The 14,046-nt window shown below is 62.3% G+C and carries 13 protein-coding genes; 9 read left to right on the top strand and 4 right to left on the bottom strand.

Going from position 1 to position 14,046, the window contains the following annotated elements; all coding sequences use genetic code 11:
- Positions 1 to 45 precede the first annotated feature (45 nt).
- Positions 46 to 1,716 carry an FAD-dependent oxidoreductase gene (locus ACPWR9_RS08040; RefSeq protein ID WP_426297459.1) on the top strand — a complete coding sequence of 557 codons (1,671 nt, stop codon included), beginning with the start codon at positions 46 to 48 and terminating at the stop codon, positions 1,714 to 1,716.
- A 209-nt stretch (positions 1,717 to 1,925) separates the two neighbouring features.
- The gene (locus ACPWR9_RS08035; RefSeq protein ID WP_426311981.1) at positions 1,926 to 2,156 is read left to right on the top strand and encodes an MliC family protein; all 231 of its coding nucleotides are present in this window, start codon (positions 1,926 to 1,928) and stop codon (positions 2,154 to 2,156) included.
- Positions 2,157 to 2,254: 98 nt separating this feature from the next.
- Here the strand turns inward: ACPWR9_RS08035 and aroC are convergent, their stop codons facing one another.
- The 3 genes from aroC to ACPWR9_RS08020 all read right to left on the bottom strand — a co-directional run bounded on the left by aroC (position 2,255) and on the right by ACPWR9_RS08020 (position 5,794).
- Positions 2,255 to 3,358 carry a chorismate synthase gene (gene aroC, locus ACPWR9_RS08030; protein WP_426297463.1) on the bottom strand — a complete coding sequence of 368 codons (1,104 nt, stop codon included), beginning with the start codon at positions 3,356 to 3,358 and terminating at the stop codon, positions 2,255 to 2,257.
- Between the two features lie 64 nt (positions 3,359 to 3,422).
- The gene (locus tag ACPWR9_RS08025) at positions 3,423 to 5,342 is read right to left on the bottom strand and encodes an MFS transporter (protein ID WP_426297465.1); all 1,920 of its coding nucleotides are present in this window, start codon (positions 5,340 to 5,342) and stop codon (positions 3,423 to 3,425) included.
- Positions 5,339 to 5,794 (bottom strand): CBS domain-containing protein, encoded by a 456-nt coding sequence (locus ACPWR9_RS08020; protein ID WP_150677511.1) that lies wholly within the window; start codon positions 5,792 to 5,794, stop codon positions 5,339 to 5,341. Before ACPWR9_RS08020 ends, ACPWR9_RS08025 begins: the two co-directional genes overlap by 4 nt.
- Positions 5,795 to 6,247: 453 nt before the next feature.
- On the opposite strand from ACPWR9_RS08020, the gene ACPWR9_RS08015 reads away from it, so the two are divergent.
- From ACPWR9_RS08015 to ACPWR9_RS08005, 3 genes are all read left to right on the top strand, one after another.
- Positions 6,248 to 7,534 (top strand): O-acetylhomoserine aminocarboxypropyltransferase, encoded by a 1,287-nt coding sequence (locus ACPWR9_RS08015; RefSeq protein ID WP_426297467.1) that lies wholly within the window; start codon positions 6,248 to 6,250, stop codon positions 7,532 to 7,534.
- 14 nt (positions 7,535 to 7,548) lie between these two features.
- Positions 7,549 to 8,430 carry an alpha/beta fold hydrolase gene (locus ACPWR9_RS08010; protein ID WP_426297469.1) on the top strand — a complete coding sequence of 294 codons (882 nt, stop codon included), beginning with the start codon at positions 7,549 to 7,551 and terminating at the stop codon, positions 8,428 to 8,430.
- 111 nt (positions 8,431 to 8,541) lie between these two features.
- Positions 8,542 to 8,865, top strand: a complete 324-nt coding sequence (locus ACPWR9_RS08005) for an Mpo1-like protein (RefSeq protein WP_426297471.1) — start codon at positions 8,542 to 8,544, stop codon at positions 8,863 to 8,865.
- Here the strand turns inward: ACPWR9_RS08005 and ACPWR9_RS08000 are convergent.
- A complete protein-coding gene (locus ACPWR9_RS08000) occupies positions 8,855 to 10,168 on the bottom strand; it encodes a YihY family inner membrane protein (protein WP_426297473.1) in 1,314 nt (437 codons plus the stop codon). The genes ACPWR9_RS08005 and ACPWR9_RS08000 overlap by 11 nt on opposite strands.
- A 194-nt stretch (positions 10,169 to 10,362) precedes the next feature.
- Between ACPWR9_RS08000 and wrbA the strand changes: the two genes are divergently transcribed.
- The 4 genes from wrbA to ACPWR9_RS07980 all read left to right on the top strand — a co-directional run bounded on the left by wrbA (position 10,363) and on the right by ACPWR9_RS07980 (position 13,943).
- Positions 10,363 to 10,950, top strand: a complete 588-nt coding sequence (gene wrbA, locus ACPWR9_RS07995) for an NAD(P)H:quinone oxidoreductase (protein ID WP_426297475.1) — start codon at positions 10,363 to 10,365, stop codon at positions 10,948 to 10,950.
- 106 nt (positions 10,951 to 11,056) lie between these two features.
- Positions 11,057 to 11,491 (top strand): DUF2069 domain-containing protein, encoded by a 435-nt coding sequence (locus tag ACPWR9_RS07990; protein ID WP_426297477.1) that lies wholly within the window; start codon positions 11,057 to 11,059, stop codon positions 11,489 to 11,491.
- Positions 11,492 to 11,518: 27 nt separating this feature from the next.
- The gene (locus ACPWR9_RS07985; RefSeq protein WP_426297479.1) at positions 11,519 to 12,940 is read left to right on the top strand and encodes an FAD-binding oxidoreductase; all 1,422 of its coding nucleotides are present in this window, start codon (positions 11,519 to 11,521) and stop codon (positions 12,938 to 12,940) included.
- 649 nt (positions 12,941 to 13,589) lie between these two features.
- Positions 13,590 to 13,943, top strand: a complete 354-nt coding sequence (locus ACPWR9_RS07980) for a hypothetical protein (RefSeq protein WP_426297481.1) — start codon at positions 13,590 to 13,592, stop codon at positions 13,941 to 13,943.
- The last annotated feature ends 103 nt before the right edge of the window (positions 13,944 to 14,046 follow it).

Below are 14,046 nucleotides of genomic sequence, written 5' to 3'. Positions count from 1 at the left end.
AAATGGCCGCACCCACGAATTCTAACGTTTATAACAGGAGCATCAATGGATCCCAAGCTGCTCGAGCAGTACGGCCCGAGGGAATCGATGGAGTACGACGTCGTCATCGTTGGCGGCGGTCCGGCCGGTCTGTCCACAGCCATCCGTCTGAAGCAGCGCGCGCAGGAAGCCGGCAAAGAGATTTCCGTTTGCGTGCTGGAAAAAGGCTCGGAGATCGGTGCCCACATCCTGTCCGGCGCCGTCATGGATCCGCAGGCGCTCACTGAACTCATCCCCGACTGGAAGGAACGCGGCGCACCGCTCGACACCCCCGTGAGCGAAGACCGTTTCCTGTTTCTGACGGAAAACGGCGCAACCTCCACGCCGTTGTGGCTGCTGCCCGCCTGCTTCCAGAACCACGGTAACTATGTGATCAGTCTGGGCAATGTGGTGCGCTGGCTCGGCCAGCAGGCCGAAGCGCTCGGCGTCGAGATTTTCCCCGGCTTCCCGGCCGCGGAAGTGCTGTACGACGAGAACGGCGCCGTGATGGGCGTTGCCACCGGCAACATGGGCGTGGGCAAGGACGGCGAGCCGACGGAGAACTTCCAGCTCGGCATGGAGTTGCACGCCAAGTACACGATCTTCTCGGAAGGCGCACGCGGCAGCCTCGGCCGTCAGTTGATGCGCAAGTTCAATCTGGACGAAGGCCGCGATCCGCAGGCGTACGGTCTGGGCATCAAGGAATTGTGGGAAATCGATCCGGCCAAGCATAAGGAAGGTCTGGTCGTGCACACGGCCGGCTGGCCGCTCAATTCGCACACCTACGGCGGCTCGTTCCTTTATCACCTGCCGAACAATCAGGTCGCTGTCGGTTTCATCGTCGGCCTCGACTACAGCAATCCGTACCTGTCCCCGTTCGAAGAATTCCAGCGCTACAAGACGCACCCGTCGATTCGCCACTTCCTCGAAGGCGGCAAGCGCGTGTCGTACGGTGCGCGGGCGATCACGGCCGGTGGCCTGCTCTCGCTGCCGAAGCTCGTTTTCAAGGGCGGCGCACTCGTCGGCTGCGAAGCCGGCTTCCTGAATGCGAGCCGCATTAAGGGTAGCCACGCGGCAATTAAGACCGGCATGATGGCCGCCGATGCCGCCTTCGACGCGCTGGTCGCCGATCGTCAACGCGACGAACTGAGTGCCTATCCGGTGGCGTTCGAGCAATCGTGGCTGCACGAGGAACTGAACAAGGCGCGCAACTTCAAGCAGTGGTTCAAGAAGGGCCTGACGGTTGCCACGCTGATGACCGGCATCGAGCAAAAGCTGCTCGGCGGCAAGATGCCTTGGACCATCCACCGCAAGAAGGCCGATCACGAGTGCCTGCTGCCTGCATCGCAGTGTCAGCCGATCGTCTATCCGAAGCCGGACGGTAAGCTCACGTTCGACCGTCTGTCCTCGGTGTTCATCTCCAACACCAATCACGAAGAGAACCAGCCGGCTCACCTCACGCTCAAAAATCCGAGCGTACCGGTCGGCATCAATCTTTCGGAATACGCCGGTCCGGAACAGCGTTACTGCCCGGCCGGGGTGTATGAGTTCGTGAAGAACGACGACGACTCGGAACGTCTGCAAATCAATGCGCAGAACTGCGTGCATTGCAAGACGTGCGATATCAAAGACCCCACGCAGAACATCGTGTGGGTCACGCCGGAAGGTGGCGGCGGGCCGAACTACCCGAACATGTAATGCACGACAGCCGCCGGTTCGCCCGGCGGTTTGTCATTTCGCGGGTCGCTTCGCGGTGATGTCGTGACGGCTCGCATCTTCAACGCCAAAGGCAAGGGGGCTTCATGCTGCGGACTTCCTCAACATCCCGGTTCTCCAAGTTTTCTCTCGGCACAGCGGCACTCACCGGGGCACTACTGCTCGCAAGCGCCGGCGTACAGGCAAAGACCGTGAGCTATCTCTGTGAAAACGGACACGTCGCGGTCGTGGTCTACGACGATCACAACCTTGGCGGCGACGTCACGCTTTACTGGATGGGCAAGCGCGAGGTGCTCAAACCGACGCGTGCGGCGAGCGGCGAAAAACATGTCGGACGTTCGTTGATCTGGTGGAGCAAAGGGCCCGAAGGGACGCTTTATCGGACGAAGGGGGAACAGCCGATTACGCAATGTAAGGAATGATTTGCACACCACGCGGCCCAACAAAAAACGCCAGACAATGTCTGGCGTTTTGCTTTGCTGAGCCACTCGCATCGCGAGCCGTGAAGCCGTCGTAACGCTTATTCCGGTGCGTGCGGTGCAATCACCGGCGTGTCGACGTGCACGTCGCCGCATTGCGCGCGATGGCGCAATGCGTGGTCGATCAGCACGAGTGCCAGCAACGCTTCGGCAATCGGCGTCGCACGAATGCCAACGCATGGGTCGTGACGGCCGAAAGTCTCAACGGTCGAGGCATCGCCCGCTTTGTCGATCGAACGGCGCGGCGTGCGGATGCTCGACGTCGGCTTGATGGCAATCGACACGTCGATATCCTGCCCCGTCGAAATCCCGCCAAGAACGCCACCGGCATTGTTGCCGACGAAGCCTTCCGGCGTCAGTTCGTCGCCGTGCTCCGAGCCCTTCTGCGTCACGCTCCGGAAACCTGCACCAATCTCGACGCCCTTAACGGCATTGAGACCCATCATCGCGTGAGCGATATCGGCATCGAGGCGATCGAACAACGGCTCGCCCAAACCGACCGGCACGCCCGTCGCAACCACGCGCAACTTCGCACCGACGGAGTCGCCCGCCTTGCGCAGGTCATCCATATAGGTTTCGAGTTGCGGCACGACGTCGGCATTCGCCGCGAAGAACGGGTTTTGCGACACTTGGGACCAGTCCGTCTGCGGAATTTCGACTTCGCCGAGTTGCGTCATGCACCCGTGGATTTGCACGCCGCAACGCTCGGCCAGCCACTTCTTCGCCACGGCACCCGCCGCCACCACCGGCGCCGTCAGACGTGCCGACGACCGGCCGCCGCCTCGATAATCGCGCACGCCGTATTTCTGCCAGTAGGTGTAGTCGGCGTGGCCGGGACGGAACGTCTCGACGATATTGCCGTAGTCCTTGCTGCGCTGATCGGTGTTACGGATGAGCAAGGCGATCGGGGTACCTGTGGTCACACCCTCGAAAACGCCGGAGAGAATCTCGACGGCATCGGGCTCGTTACGCTGCGTAACGTGGCGCGACGTGCCGGGACGGCGACGATCCAGCTCAACCTGGATATCGGCTTCCGTGAGCGCCATTCCCGGCGGGCAGCCGTCGATGACGCAGCCGATGGCCGGGCCATGCGATTCGCCGAAAGTGGTGACGGTAAACAGGGTTCCAAGCGTATTGCCAGACATACGGGGATCAGGTTCGGGTGAGACGGGAAGGCCCTATTATGCCAGCGATCCCGCCCCGCCGCGCTTAGACAGGCCAAGGGCCGCGCAATTCGAGCACGCGCTCGCGCAGCACCTCGGGGGTGGCTTGGGTTGCCGTGACCGGCTCGCCAATGACAAGCTCCAGCCGGTTGAGGATGCCGCGCTTGAACGGCCGCGTCATCGCCGAGCCGCCGTGGCGTGAGAAGAAGCTGCCCCATAGCCCGCGCAGCGCCATCGGAACGACCGGCACCGGCGAACGATCGAGAATGCGCCGCACCCCTTGCTTGAACGCCTGCAATTCGCCGGACGCCGTGAGCTTTCCCTCAGGAAAGATGCAGACCACTTCGCCAGCGTCGAGCGCTTTTGCGATCTCCTCATAGGCGCGCGAGAGACCTTGCGCATCTTCATGCGCGGGCGCAATCGGAATCGCTTTTACCGTGCGGAAGAACCACGACAGCACCGGAATGCGGAAGATTCTGTGATCCATCACGAAGCGCACCGGACGGCGAATCGACGCGCCGATGACCACCGCATCGGCGAAGCTCACGTGATTACACACGAGCACGCACGGTCCCTCGTCCGGAATTCGATCGGCCCCGCGCACGTCGATGCGATACACGGTATGCAGCAACAACCACATGACAAAGCGAATGAGGAACTCGGGCAGCAATGTATAGAGGTACACCGCCACCAGCGCATTGAGAATCCCGGTGACGAGATACAACTGATCGATGGTGAACCCAGCGCGCGTGAGCGCCATCGCCATGAGCGCCGATACGACCATGAACAGCGCGTTGAGAATATTATTCGCGGCGATGATGCGCGCTCGATGCGAAGGTGCGCTTCGGCTTTGAATGAGCGCATAAAGCGGCACGCTGTAAAAACCGCCGAACATCGCCAGCAAGAACAGATCGGCCAGAATGCGCCAGTGACTCGGTTGTGCGAGAAACTGCCCGACGGTTTGCAACGTCGCCCCCGGCGCCCCACCACGGCTCGCGAAATACAGATCCACGGCGAAGACGGTCATCCCGATGGAGCCGAACGGCACGAGCCCGATCTCGACCTTCCCACCGGACAAGCGTTCACACAGCATCGAACCAATGCCGATACCGATCGAGAACATCGCGAGCAGCAATGTCACGACGTTCGGATTCGCCCCCAGCACATCGCGCGAGAAATTGAAGAACGACGCGAGAAATGTCGCTCCGAGAAACCACAGCCACGAGATTCCCAACAGGCTCAGAAACACCGCCCGCTCGCTGCGAGCGATGCGCAAGTTCCGCCACGTCTCCGTGAACGGATTCCAGTTGATTTTCAGATCCGGCTGCGCGGCAGGTGTCGATGGCACCCAAGTGGACACGAGTCGCCCCAAGACGGCCAGCGTGACGCATACCCCACCCAGCCAAGGCAATGCCGACGCCCCGACGCCGGCAATTTCGCCACCGATGATGGTGCCGATCAGAATGGCGACGAACGTCCCCATCTCGACCAACCCGTTGCCGCCTACCAGTTCGTGATCGCCGAGATGCTGTGGCAGATAGGCGTATTTCGCCGGGCCGAATAGCGTCGAATGCAGCCCCATCAGGAACGTACAAACGTAAAGCAGCGGCGCGCTCGCCCAGAGAAAGCCAGCCGCACCGACGGCCATGATGACGATCTCCAACGTCTTGACAAAGCGGATCAGGCGCGCCTTATCGAACTTGTCTGCAATCTGTCCGCTGGTGGCGGAGAACAGCAGAAACGGCGCAATGAAGATGGCGGAAATCAGGAACGCCGCCGTCTTGCCGTCGACGTCCTGGAAAAGGCTTGCGTGGTAGGTGACGAGCGACGTGAACGCGATCTTGAACACGTTGTCGTTCATCGCGCCCAGGAACTGCGTCCAGAAAAACGGCGCGAAACGACGCTCTTTCAATAATCGGGATTGGTGGCCCTCGCCGCGTGCCCCGCGCTGGCTGGGCTGGCTCACTTGGTGCTTTCCGCTTCCTCGGCCGGCCAGTCGCGAATGTAGGCCTTGAGCATGCGATTCTCGAACGACTGCTCTTCGACAACCGCGCGCGCCACGTCATAGAACGAGATCACGCCCATCAACGTGCGGCTGTCCATGACCGGCAGATACCGCGCATGGCGCTCCAGCATCATGCGGCGCACCTCGTTCACGTCGGTCTCCGGCGTGCAGGTGAGCGGGTGATCGTCCATGACCTTGCGGATGGTCGACGTGCCGACCGTGCCGCCATTCTTGCTGATCGTATTGATGATTTCCCGGAACGTGAGCATGCCCACGAGATCGCCGTACTCCATCACGACGAGCGAGCCGATGTCGTGCTCCGCCATCGTGTCGACGGCTTCGGCCAGCGACGTTTCCGGGGTCACGGTGAAAAGGGTGTTGCCCTTTACCTTCAGGATGTCAGACACACGCATGGCACACACTCCTCTTGGCATGACTCGGGCGCAGGCTGCACAGCGCTACCGCAGACCCTGCCGCCAGACTTCAAATAGCGACGCGAAGTACCGGCGTGTCTGCCAGCGTCTCCGCACTGAATTGTAATTAGTTGAAGTGATGCTATCGGAAAGCATCCTAAAAGGAAAGGCGCGGCGACGCCTCCATCGCCGCGTGGCGCGGGTTTTCGGCCGATTCTCCCCGCTTGCTCGGACAACACCGGATGCAATGACTCGGACAGCACCGCAATTTGCCTGACACCCCCACGAAACCTTGTCGGCGCGCACGAAGGTGGTGCTAGCATTGCCGTATACGTCAAGTGACACCGCCACCGCTTCTCCCGCAGATGTTTTGCGTAAGGTGGCTGCCGACGTTCCTGCGGCTTCTCTCGATTCTCCCGCTGTTCCCTTTTGTGCTACGAGGCCTTCACCGACATGTCCGTACCGCATTTCGACACGCTTGCCCTGCATGCCGGGGCCGCCCCCGACCCGACGACGGGCGCGCGCGCCACCCCGATCTACCAGACCACCTCCTTCGTTTTTACCGATTCGGATCAGGCCGCAGCTCTCTTCAATATGGAGCGTGCGGGACACGTCTACTCGCGCATTTCCAACCCGACGAACGCGGTGTTCGAGGAGCGCATGGCCGCGCTCGAAAACGGCGTGGGCGCGATTGCCACGGCGAGTGGTCAGGCGGCATTGCACTTGGCCATTGCCACGTTGATGGGGGCCGGGTCGCACATCGTCGCATCGAGCGCGTTGTACGGCGGATCGCACAACCTGTTGCACTACACGTTGCGCCGCTTCGGCATCGAGACCACATTCGTGCGCCCGGGTGACATCGCCGGATGGCGCGCCGCGGTGCGCCCTGAGACGCGTCTGTTTTTCGGCGAAACGCTCGGCAACCCCGGGCTCGACGTGCTCGATATCCCGAGCGTTGCGCAAATCGCCCACGACGCCGGCGTGCCGTTGATGGTGGATAGCACCTTCACCACGCCGTGGCTGATCAAGCCGTTCGAACACGGAGCAGACCTCGTCTATCACTCGGCGACCAAGTTCCTCGGCGGACACGGCACCACTATCGGCGGTGTGCTGATCGACGGCGGCACGTTCGATTTCGAGGCCAGCGGAAAATTTCCCGAACTGACCGAACCTTACGACGGCTTTCACGGCATGGTGTTTGCCGAAGAAAGCGCCGTCGCGCCATTCCTGCTGCGCGCACGTCGCGAAGGGTTGCGCGACTTCGGCGCGTGCCTGCACCCGCAGGCCGCATGGCAACTGCTGCAAGGTATCGAAACGCTGCCCCTGCGCATGGCACGACATGTCGACAACGCACGCCGCGTCGTCGAATTCCTGGCCGGGCATGAAGCTGTGGCGTCCGTCGCCTACCCCGAACTGCCCTCCCACCCGGACTACGCACTCGCGAAGCGGCTGCTACCGCGCGGCGCTGGCGCGGTGTTCAGCTTCAATCTGAACGGCGACCGAGACGCCGGGCGGCGTTTCATCGAATCGTTGCAGTTGTTCTCGCATCTGGCCAACGTCGGCGATGCCCGTTCGCTCGTGATCCATCCCGCATCGACAACGCACTTCCGCATGGACGCAACGGCGCTGGCCGCCGCAGGCATCGGCGAAGGCACCGTCCGCCTATCGATCGGACTGGAAGATCCGGACGATCTGATTCAAGACCTCAAACGCGGCCTGAAGGCATCGACAAAACGATAAAGGGGACACGACTCATGAACTTCGACGTCGCGGGCAACACCGTCTACGCGTATACCGCTGGCAAACCGATTCAGCCGTCGCAGCCGACGGTTGTCTTTCTGCACGGCGCGCAACACGACCATAGCGTTTGGGGGCTGCAAAGCCGATACCTCGCCAATCACGGCATGAACGTGCTCGCACTCGACTTGCCGGGACACCATCGCAGCACCGGCACACCGCTTAAGACCATCGGTGCGTTGGCCGATTGGGTCGTGGCCGTGCTCGATGCAGCGGGTGTACGGACCGCCGCCTTGGTCGGTCACAGCATGGGCTCGCTCATTGCGTTGGACGCGGCGGCACGGTACCCGACGCGCGTATCGCGCATCGCGCTCGTGGGCACGGCGTATCCGATGAAAGTCTCCGATGCGCTACTCGACGCCGCAGCACACCGCGAACCGGAAGCGATTGCGCTCGTGAACGAGTGGTCGCACAGCACGCTCGCCGCAAAACCGTCAGCGCCGGGCCCCGGGTTTTGGACGTGGGGTGGCAACCAGCGGCTCATGGAGCGCGTGGCGAAACGCAACCCCGGCGAAAAGGTATTTTTGACCGATTTCGAAGCCTGCAATAGCTACGATCAAGGCTGGGAGGCGGCTGCCCGGGTGAAGTGCCCGGTGCTGGCGGTCCTTGGACAACGCGATCTGATGACACCGCCACGCGCGGCGAAGGCGCTGCTCGACGCGCTGCGGGAAGGCGGGGTGAGCGCGTCAGGGGGCACGGAAGGCGCCGGCGGTGTGTCCAGTGTGGAGAGCACCGGCGGCGTACCGGTCACGGTGAAAACCGTCAACGCCGGGCACGCCATCATGACGGAACAGCCCGATGCCTTGCTCGATGCGCTTGTGCAATTCATGCGACACTAAATGCGCCGCTATATACGTGACTAGATACGTGACTAGACGCACATGGAATGCGCGACCAAGTAGGCCACGTACCGCGACATCCAGCGCGTCCACTCGCAAAGGAGGCTTGTCATGCGAGATTCCCACGACGCCGCACCCGCGTTCACGCGGTTTGCGGATTTCTACCCGTTTTATCTGGGCGAACACCGGAACGCCACGTGCCGCCGTCTGCACTTTGTCGGCTCGTGGGGCGTGATTGCGTGTGTGCTGGTGTTCGCGGTGACCGGTAACGTCTGGTGGCTACCGGCAGCGGTCGTCTGCGGCTATGCGTTTGCGTGGGTCGGCCACTTCTTTTTCGAGAAGAATCGGCCTGCCACGTTCCGCCATCCGTTCTACAGCCTGCTGGGTGACTGGGTGATGTTTCGCGACATCTGCCTCGGACGGATCAAGCTCTAGCGCTTCCCTGCCCCGTGGGGCGATCGGCGTCATCTTGTCCGGACTCAGCGGCGGGTTCGTCTTCCGGCAACACTTCGCGCGGCAATGCATCGATAAGCGGGACGTCCCATTTGCCTTCGCGCAGAATCTCGGCCACGTGCGCGCCGTCGAGCGCGTGGCGTTCCATCTGACGCGCCAGTTCGTCCACGTTCAGCGCGAGTTGCCCGACCAGCGGTGCGAGCGTCGCGGTGTGCGGATTCGCCAGCAGTACCCAACGTTCCGCAGGCGGCTGCATCATCATGCGGCCAACCCACCCCATGCGCTCTAGCCGTAGCAATAACCCGTTGGCGTGGTCGAGGCTCGTATGCATGGAGCGCGCCAGTTCGATCGTTGTACGGCCACGTCCGCCGGTTTCCCGATCCTGATTGAGCAGATGGATCAGCGTCAGGCCGTCGAGCAAATCGCTGCCCGGGAACTGTGGATATTGGAAGTGCCCCAAGCGCAGCGCCGGCAACACCGACGCAATCGTCGCGCCCACGAGGGCGACCAGCCACGAGAGATAGATCCACAGCAAAAAGATAGGCACGGCAGCAAACGCGCCATAGACCGCCGTGTACGTCGGAAACTGCCGAATGTACAAACCGAAGCCGCGTTTGGTCAGATCGAGGGCCAGCGCCGCCACCACGCCGCCAGCGAGTGCATCGCGCCAATCGACCTTGCAGTTCGGCATGTAGAGATACATCAGCATGAACGCCACACTCGTCAGCGCGGGCGGAATCAAGCTGAGCAGCGAAGCGACGGCCGGTGGCAGCGTGCTCACCAGCGACATCGACTGCGTGAAGATGTACGAACTGATCGACAGGCTCACGCCGAACAGCAGCGGCCCCAGCGTCAACAAGCTCCAATAGATCAGCAACCGCTGCGCCAGCGGGCGCGGACGCGGCACGCGCCAAATCACGTTGAACGCCGATTCGACGGTCATCAACGTCAGGACCGACGTGACCAGCAAGCCAATCAGGCCGAATGCCGTGAGACTCGTCGCCTTCGCAGCGAATTGATTGAGATAACCGAAGATCTGCGCGTTGACGCTCTCCGGCATCAAATGCTCGATGAGAAAGCCTTGCAGCGAATCGCGAAACGACTTGAAGATCGGGAACGCCGTGAACAGCGCGAACGTCACCGCGAAGAGCGGCACGATCGAGAGGATCGAAGTGAACGTGAGGCTACCCGCCACCTGGGGAATCCGGTCGTCCTGGGCACGCGAAAGCGCGTACTTCAGCAGTTGGCGAACGTTGTTCCAGTTGATGCGGGACAGCTTGATCAAATCGGGCTCCTTGAGAAAGGTCGTGCGAAGACATGCGAGAACATGCAAGGATGGGCAAGAACGCGCAAGGGCACGGCCAAGGTTACTCGCTTAGGAACGCCCTATAATACCCGCACTTTTTGCCCCGTTTTCACTCGATACGCAAGGTTCCGAGCCGTTTGCCGCCTCGGGGCGCGCGACCTCACTCCGATTTCATGACCGAAATTCTCGTCCTGTATTACAGCCGACACGGCACCACCGCCCAACTCGCACAATGCATCGCCGCCGGTATCGACAGCGTGCCCGGCGCACAAGCCCGCGTGCGCACGGTGCCTGCCGTCTCGACGGTGTGTGAAGCGAGCGCCTCCGACATTCCCGACAGCGGCCCGCCCTACGTCGAATTGCGCGACCTCGAAGAGTGCACCGGCCTGGCGTTAGGCTCGCCCACGCGCTTCGGCAATATGGCCGCCGCGCTCAAATACTTCCTCGACGGCACCACGCCGCAGTGGCTCTCGGGCGCCCTCGCCGGGAAGCCCGCATGCGTGTTCACGTCGTCCGCCAGCTTGCATGGCGGGCAGGAAAGCACGCTGCTTTCGATGATGATTCCGCTGCTGCATCACGGCATGCTGCTCATGGGGTTGCCGTACACGGAGCCGGCATTGTCGAGCACCCGCACGGGTGGTTCGCCTTACGGTGCGACGCACTTCGCCCATGACGGCAACCCGCTGTCGGCCGACGAGCGTCAACTGGCGTCGGCACTCGGGGCACGTCTCGCACGCGCGGCGCTCAAGCTGGCAGAATGACGTTTTTTGCGTGATTGCCCAGCGCACGCGCACGAAGAGGCGACGCGCTGTGCATATCACTCCTTGCAGTCGCTCCATGCAGTAGTTAAGGCAACCGAGACAGCCCATGACTGCCACACCGCCCGAGTCGTTCGAGTCGTCCAATGCGCAAGGCAATACGCCTGCAACGTCAAGCACGTTGCGGCGCATCAGCATCGCCAGCCTGTTGGCCTTAATTGCACTTTCGGTGGCGTGGGAACTGTGGCTCGCGCCCTTGCGTCCGGGCGGCTCGTGGCTGGTACTCAAAGCACTGCTTCTGCTGTTGCCGTTACGGGGCGTGTTGCGGGGCAATCTCTACACGCTGCAATGGTCGAGCATGTTCATCCTGCTGTTTCTGGCCGAAGGCGTGGTGCGCGGCATGACGGATACCGGACCGTCCGCCACGCTCGCTTGGATCGAAACGGCGTTGTCTGTCGTCTTCTTTTTTGCCACCGTGTTCTACCTGCGCCCATTCAAACGCGCGGCGAAGGCACGTAACCGGCAGACGGCGCCAACGCACTGACCCGGCACTAACCCCGCACCAACCCCGATGACCGACACCGCCTTCCTCACCGCCTGTCGCGACCTCGTTGGCCGCGACCACGTGCTGCACGACGACGCTGACGTTGCCCCTTATCTGACCGATCAGCGCAAGCGCTATGTCGGACGCGCCCTCGCCGTCCTGCGCCCCGCCGATGCCACGCAGGCCGCAGCACTGGTGCGCCTGTGCGTTGCGCATGGCGTGTCGATGGTGCCGCAAGGCGGGAACACGGGCTTGGCTGGCGGCGCAACACCGGACGCGAGCGGACAACAAGTCGTCATCAGCTTGCGAAGGCTCGACCGCATCCGGCAGGTGGATGCGGAGAACATGACGCTGACCGCGGAAGCCGGGGTGTTGCTCGCCAATGTGCAGGCAGCGGCAGCAACGGCGCAACGCTTGTTCCCGTTAAGTCTCGCGGCAGAGGGCAGTTGCACGATCGGCGGGAATCTCGCCACGAACGCAGGTGGCACGGCGGTGCTGCGTTACGGCAACGCACGCGAACTGTGTCTGGGACTCGAAGTGGTCACACCGCAGGGCGAATTGTGGGATGGCTTGCGAGGGCTTCGTAAAGACAACACCGGCTACGATCTGCGCGACCTCTTCATCGGCGCGGAAGGCACGCTCGGGCTGATTACGGCCGCGACGTTGAAACTGTTCGCGCAGCCTGCCGCACGCATGACGGCGCTCGCCGCCCTCGATAGCCCCGCGCATGCGCTGGCCCTGCTCAACCTCGCGCAATCGATGGCGGGACCGCTGCTCACAGGCTTCGAGCTGATGTCCGACTTCTGTCTGCAACTCGTCGCCCAAGTGTTCACGCAGCAACGATATCCGTTCAGCGAATCCCATCCGCAAGCGGTACTGCTCGAACTCTCCGATAACGAAAGCGAAGCGCACGCGCGCGACTTGCTGGAGCGGCTGCTCACCACAGCCGTCGAGGGCGGCATCGTGCGCGATGCGGTGGTCGCAGCCAGTCTCGCCCAATCGAATGCGCTCTGGCACCTGCGCGAAAGCATCCCGCTCGCGCAATCGGCCACCGGTCTGAACATCAAGCACGATATTGCGGTGCCGGTCTCTCAGGTGCCTGCGTTTCTCGCGGCCACCGATCCGATCGTGCAAAAGATCGCGCCCGGCGCCCGCATGGTGACGTTCGGACACCTTGGCGACGGCAATCTTCACTACAACGTGATGGCCCCGGCCGGTGCGGATCCGGAAGCGTTTCTGCGCGACTATCAAACCCCGGTCACGACGGCAGTACACGACAGCGTGCATGCCCATCGCGGCACGATAAGCGCAGAACACGGGCTTGGGCAATTCAAGCGCGATGCGTCGGCGCACTACAAATCCCCCGTCGAACTCGCGTTGATGCGTCAAATCAAAACGGCCCTCGACCCCCTCGGCCTGATGAACCCCGGGAAAGTGCTGCCGGACTGATAGGCGCGTCGGTTTCGCGTCGTCCTGCCATCGCACCTGGCCTCAGCAGCATTACGCTCGAAAGTCGCCCCATTTCCGTAAAAATATCGTCAATTTCGCGACAAAACGCCGCGAAATGGAGTGGTTTTCTTTACAGAAGCGGGATAAAACCCTAAAATCACGTCTTTCCAATTACGACGGAGTTTTCCGTGGGCAGTTGCTCCAGTAGCACGCAAGCGTCGGCAATGACCGACGAGGCGTTGGCCCGGTAACCCGCAGTCGTCCTCGACTGCCGCTGCCGGCCCCAATGTCGCAGCGGTAGTGCATCGATCGCACCGATTTCATCAGCCTCAACACCTGTTCTGAAGCCCGGCAGCGGTCACGTTTTCCAGCACTTCCAACCGCAGTTCAGCTATTTCCCGATGCGTACACGCGCCCGGGAACGACACGCTCGATGCGCGTGTTTGCTCGCCACCGCACTGGCAGCAAGCCCACGCCCGCATAGCCTGTCGACGCTTGCGTAACCTTCGCGCGTTTGCACCCACCGCAGCACTGACACGTGCGCCGGCGATCCGCCCGCACGCGTGCGCTGCCAACGTGATACGCGCAGCCATGCCCCGGCATCCACCGTCTCAGGCCCTTCCTCGGGCCCTCGATTCAGGAGGTCACCATGACGCTGCAAATGTTCATCCCAACGCTGTTCGGCCGCCAACGCGCTCGCACATCCAGCGCCCCCACGACGGTGACAACGTCGCCGCAATACCGACTTGTCGTGCTCACCCTCGCCTCGAAAGCCAGCGAGATCGACGTGAAGGTGCGCACCGCCCTGCACTCGCACCAACTCAAGCTGGAAACCGCCGCACGCACCCACCGCTCGGGCGGCTACCTGCTCGAACTCGACTACGTGCTGCGCTGCGAACGCGGACAACGCGCCGCACTCGTGCATTTAGTCTCCACCTTGGGCGATACGGCAGGCGTGCGCGCCATTCGCTGGGAAACGGCACCCAACGAGTCGGCTCGCTAAGCCCGCCTCCTCGGCGAGGGGGGGGCCGATCAGCCGCCACCACCTCTCGCTGTACTTCCCGCAACGCCCTCACACTCAAACCTGTACGTTCACGTACAGGTTG

Origin of the sequence: Pandoraea pneumonica, assembly GCF_049918595.1 — a bacterium.
Classification (GTDB): Bacteria; Pseudomonadota; Gammaproteobacteria; order Burkholderiales; family Burkholderiaceae; genus Pandoraea; species Pandoraea pneumonica_A.
Note: the sequence above shows the minus strand (reverse complement) of the source record. Positions and strands in the feature narration are given on the sequence as shown.

What these genes read in the sequence shown, in the direction of transcription:
- ACPWR9_RS08040 (WP_426297459.1), top strand. Translation starts at nt 46, where the DNA reads ATGGATCCCAAGCTGCTCGAGCAGTACGGCCCGAGGGAATCGATGGAG.
- aroC (WP_426297463.1), bottom strand. Translation starts at nt 3,358, where the DNA reads ATGTCTGGCAATACGCTTGGAACCCTGTTTACCGTCACCACTTTCGGC.
- ACPWR9_RS08020 (WP_150677511.1), bottom strand. Translation starts at nt 5,794, where the DNA reads ATGCGTGTGTCTGACATCCTGAAGGTAAAGGGCAACACCCTTTTCACC.
- ACPWR9_RS08015 (WP_426297467.1), top strand. Translation starts at nt 6,248, where the DNA reads ATGTCCGTACCGCATTTCGACACGCTTGCCCTGCATGCCGGGGCCGCC.
- ACPWR9_RS08010 (WP_426297469.1), top strand. Translation starts at nt 7,549, where the DNA reads ATGAACTTCGACGTCGCGGGCAACACCGTCTACGCGTATACCGCTGGC.
- ACPWR9_RS08005 (WP_426297471.1), top strand. Translation starts at nt 8,542, where the DNA reads ATGCGAGATTCCCACGACGCCGCACCCGCGTTCACGCGGTTTGCGGAT.
- wrbA (WP_426297475.1), top strand. Translation starts at nt 10,363, where the DNA reads ATGACCGAAATTCTCGTCCTGTATTACAGCCGACACGGCACCACCGCC.
- ACPWR9_RS07990 (WP_426297477.1), top strand. Translation starts at nt 11,057, where the DNA reads ATGACTGCCACACCGCCCGAGTCGTTCGAGTCGTCCAATGCGCAAGGC.
- ACPWR9_RS07985 (WP_426297479.1), top strand. Translation starts at nt 11,519, where the DNA reads ATGACCGACACCGCCTTCCTCACCGCCTGTCGCGACCTCGTTGGCCGC.
- ACPWR9_RS07980 (WP_426297481.1), top strand. Translation starts at nt 13,590, where the DNA reads ATGACGCTGCAAATGTTCATCCCAACGCTGTTCGGCCGCCAACGCGCT.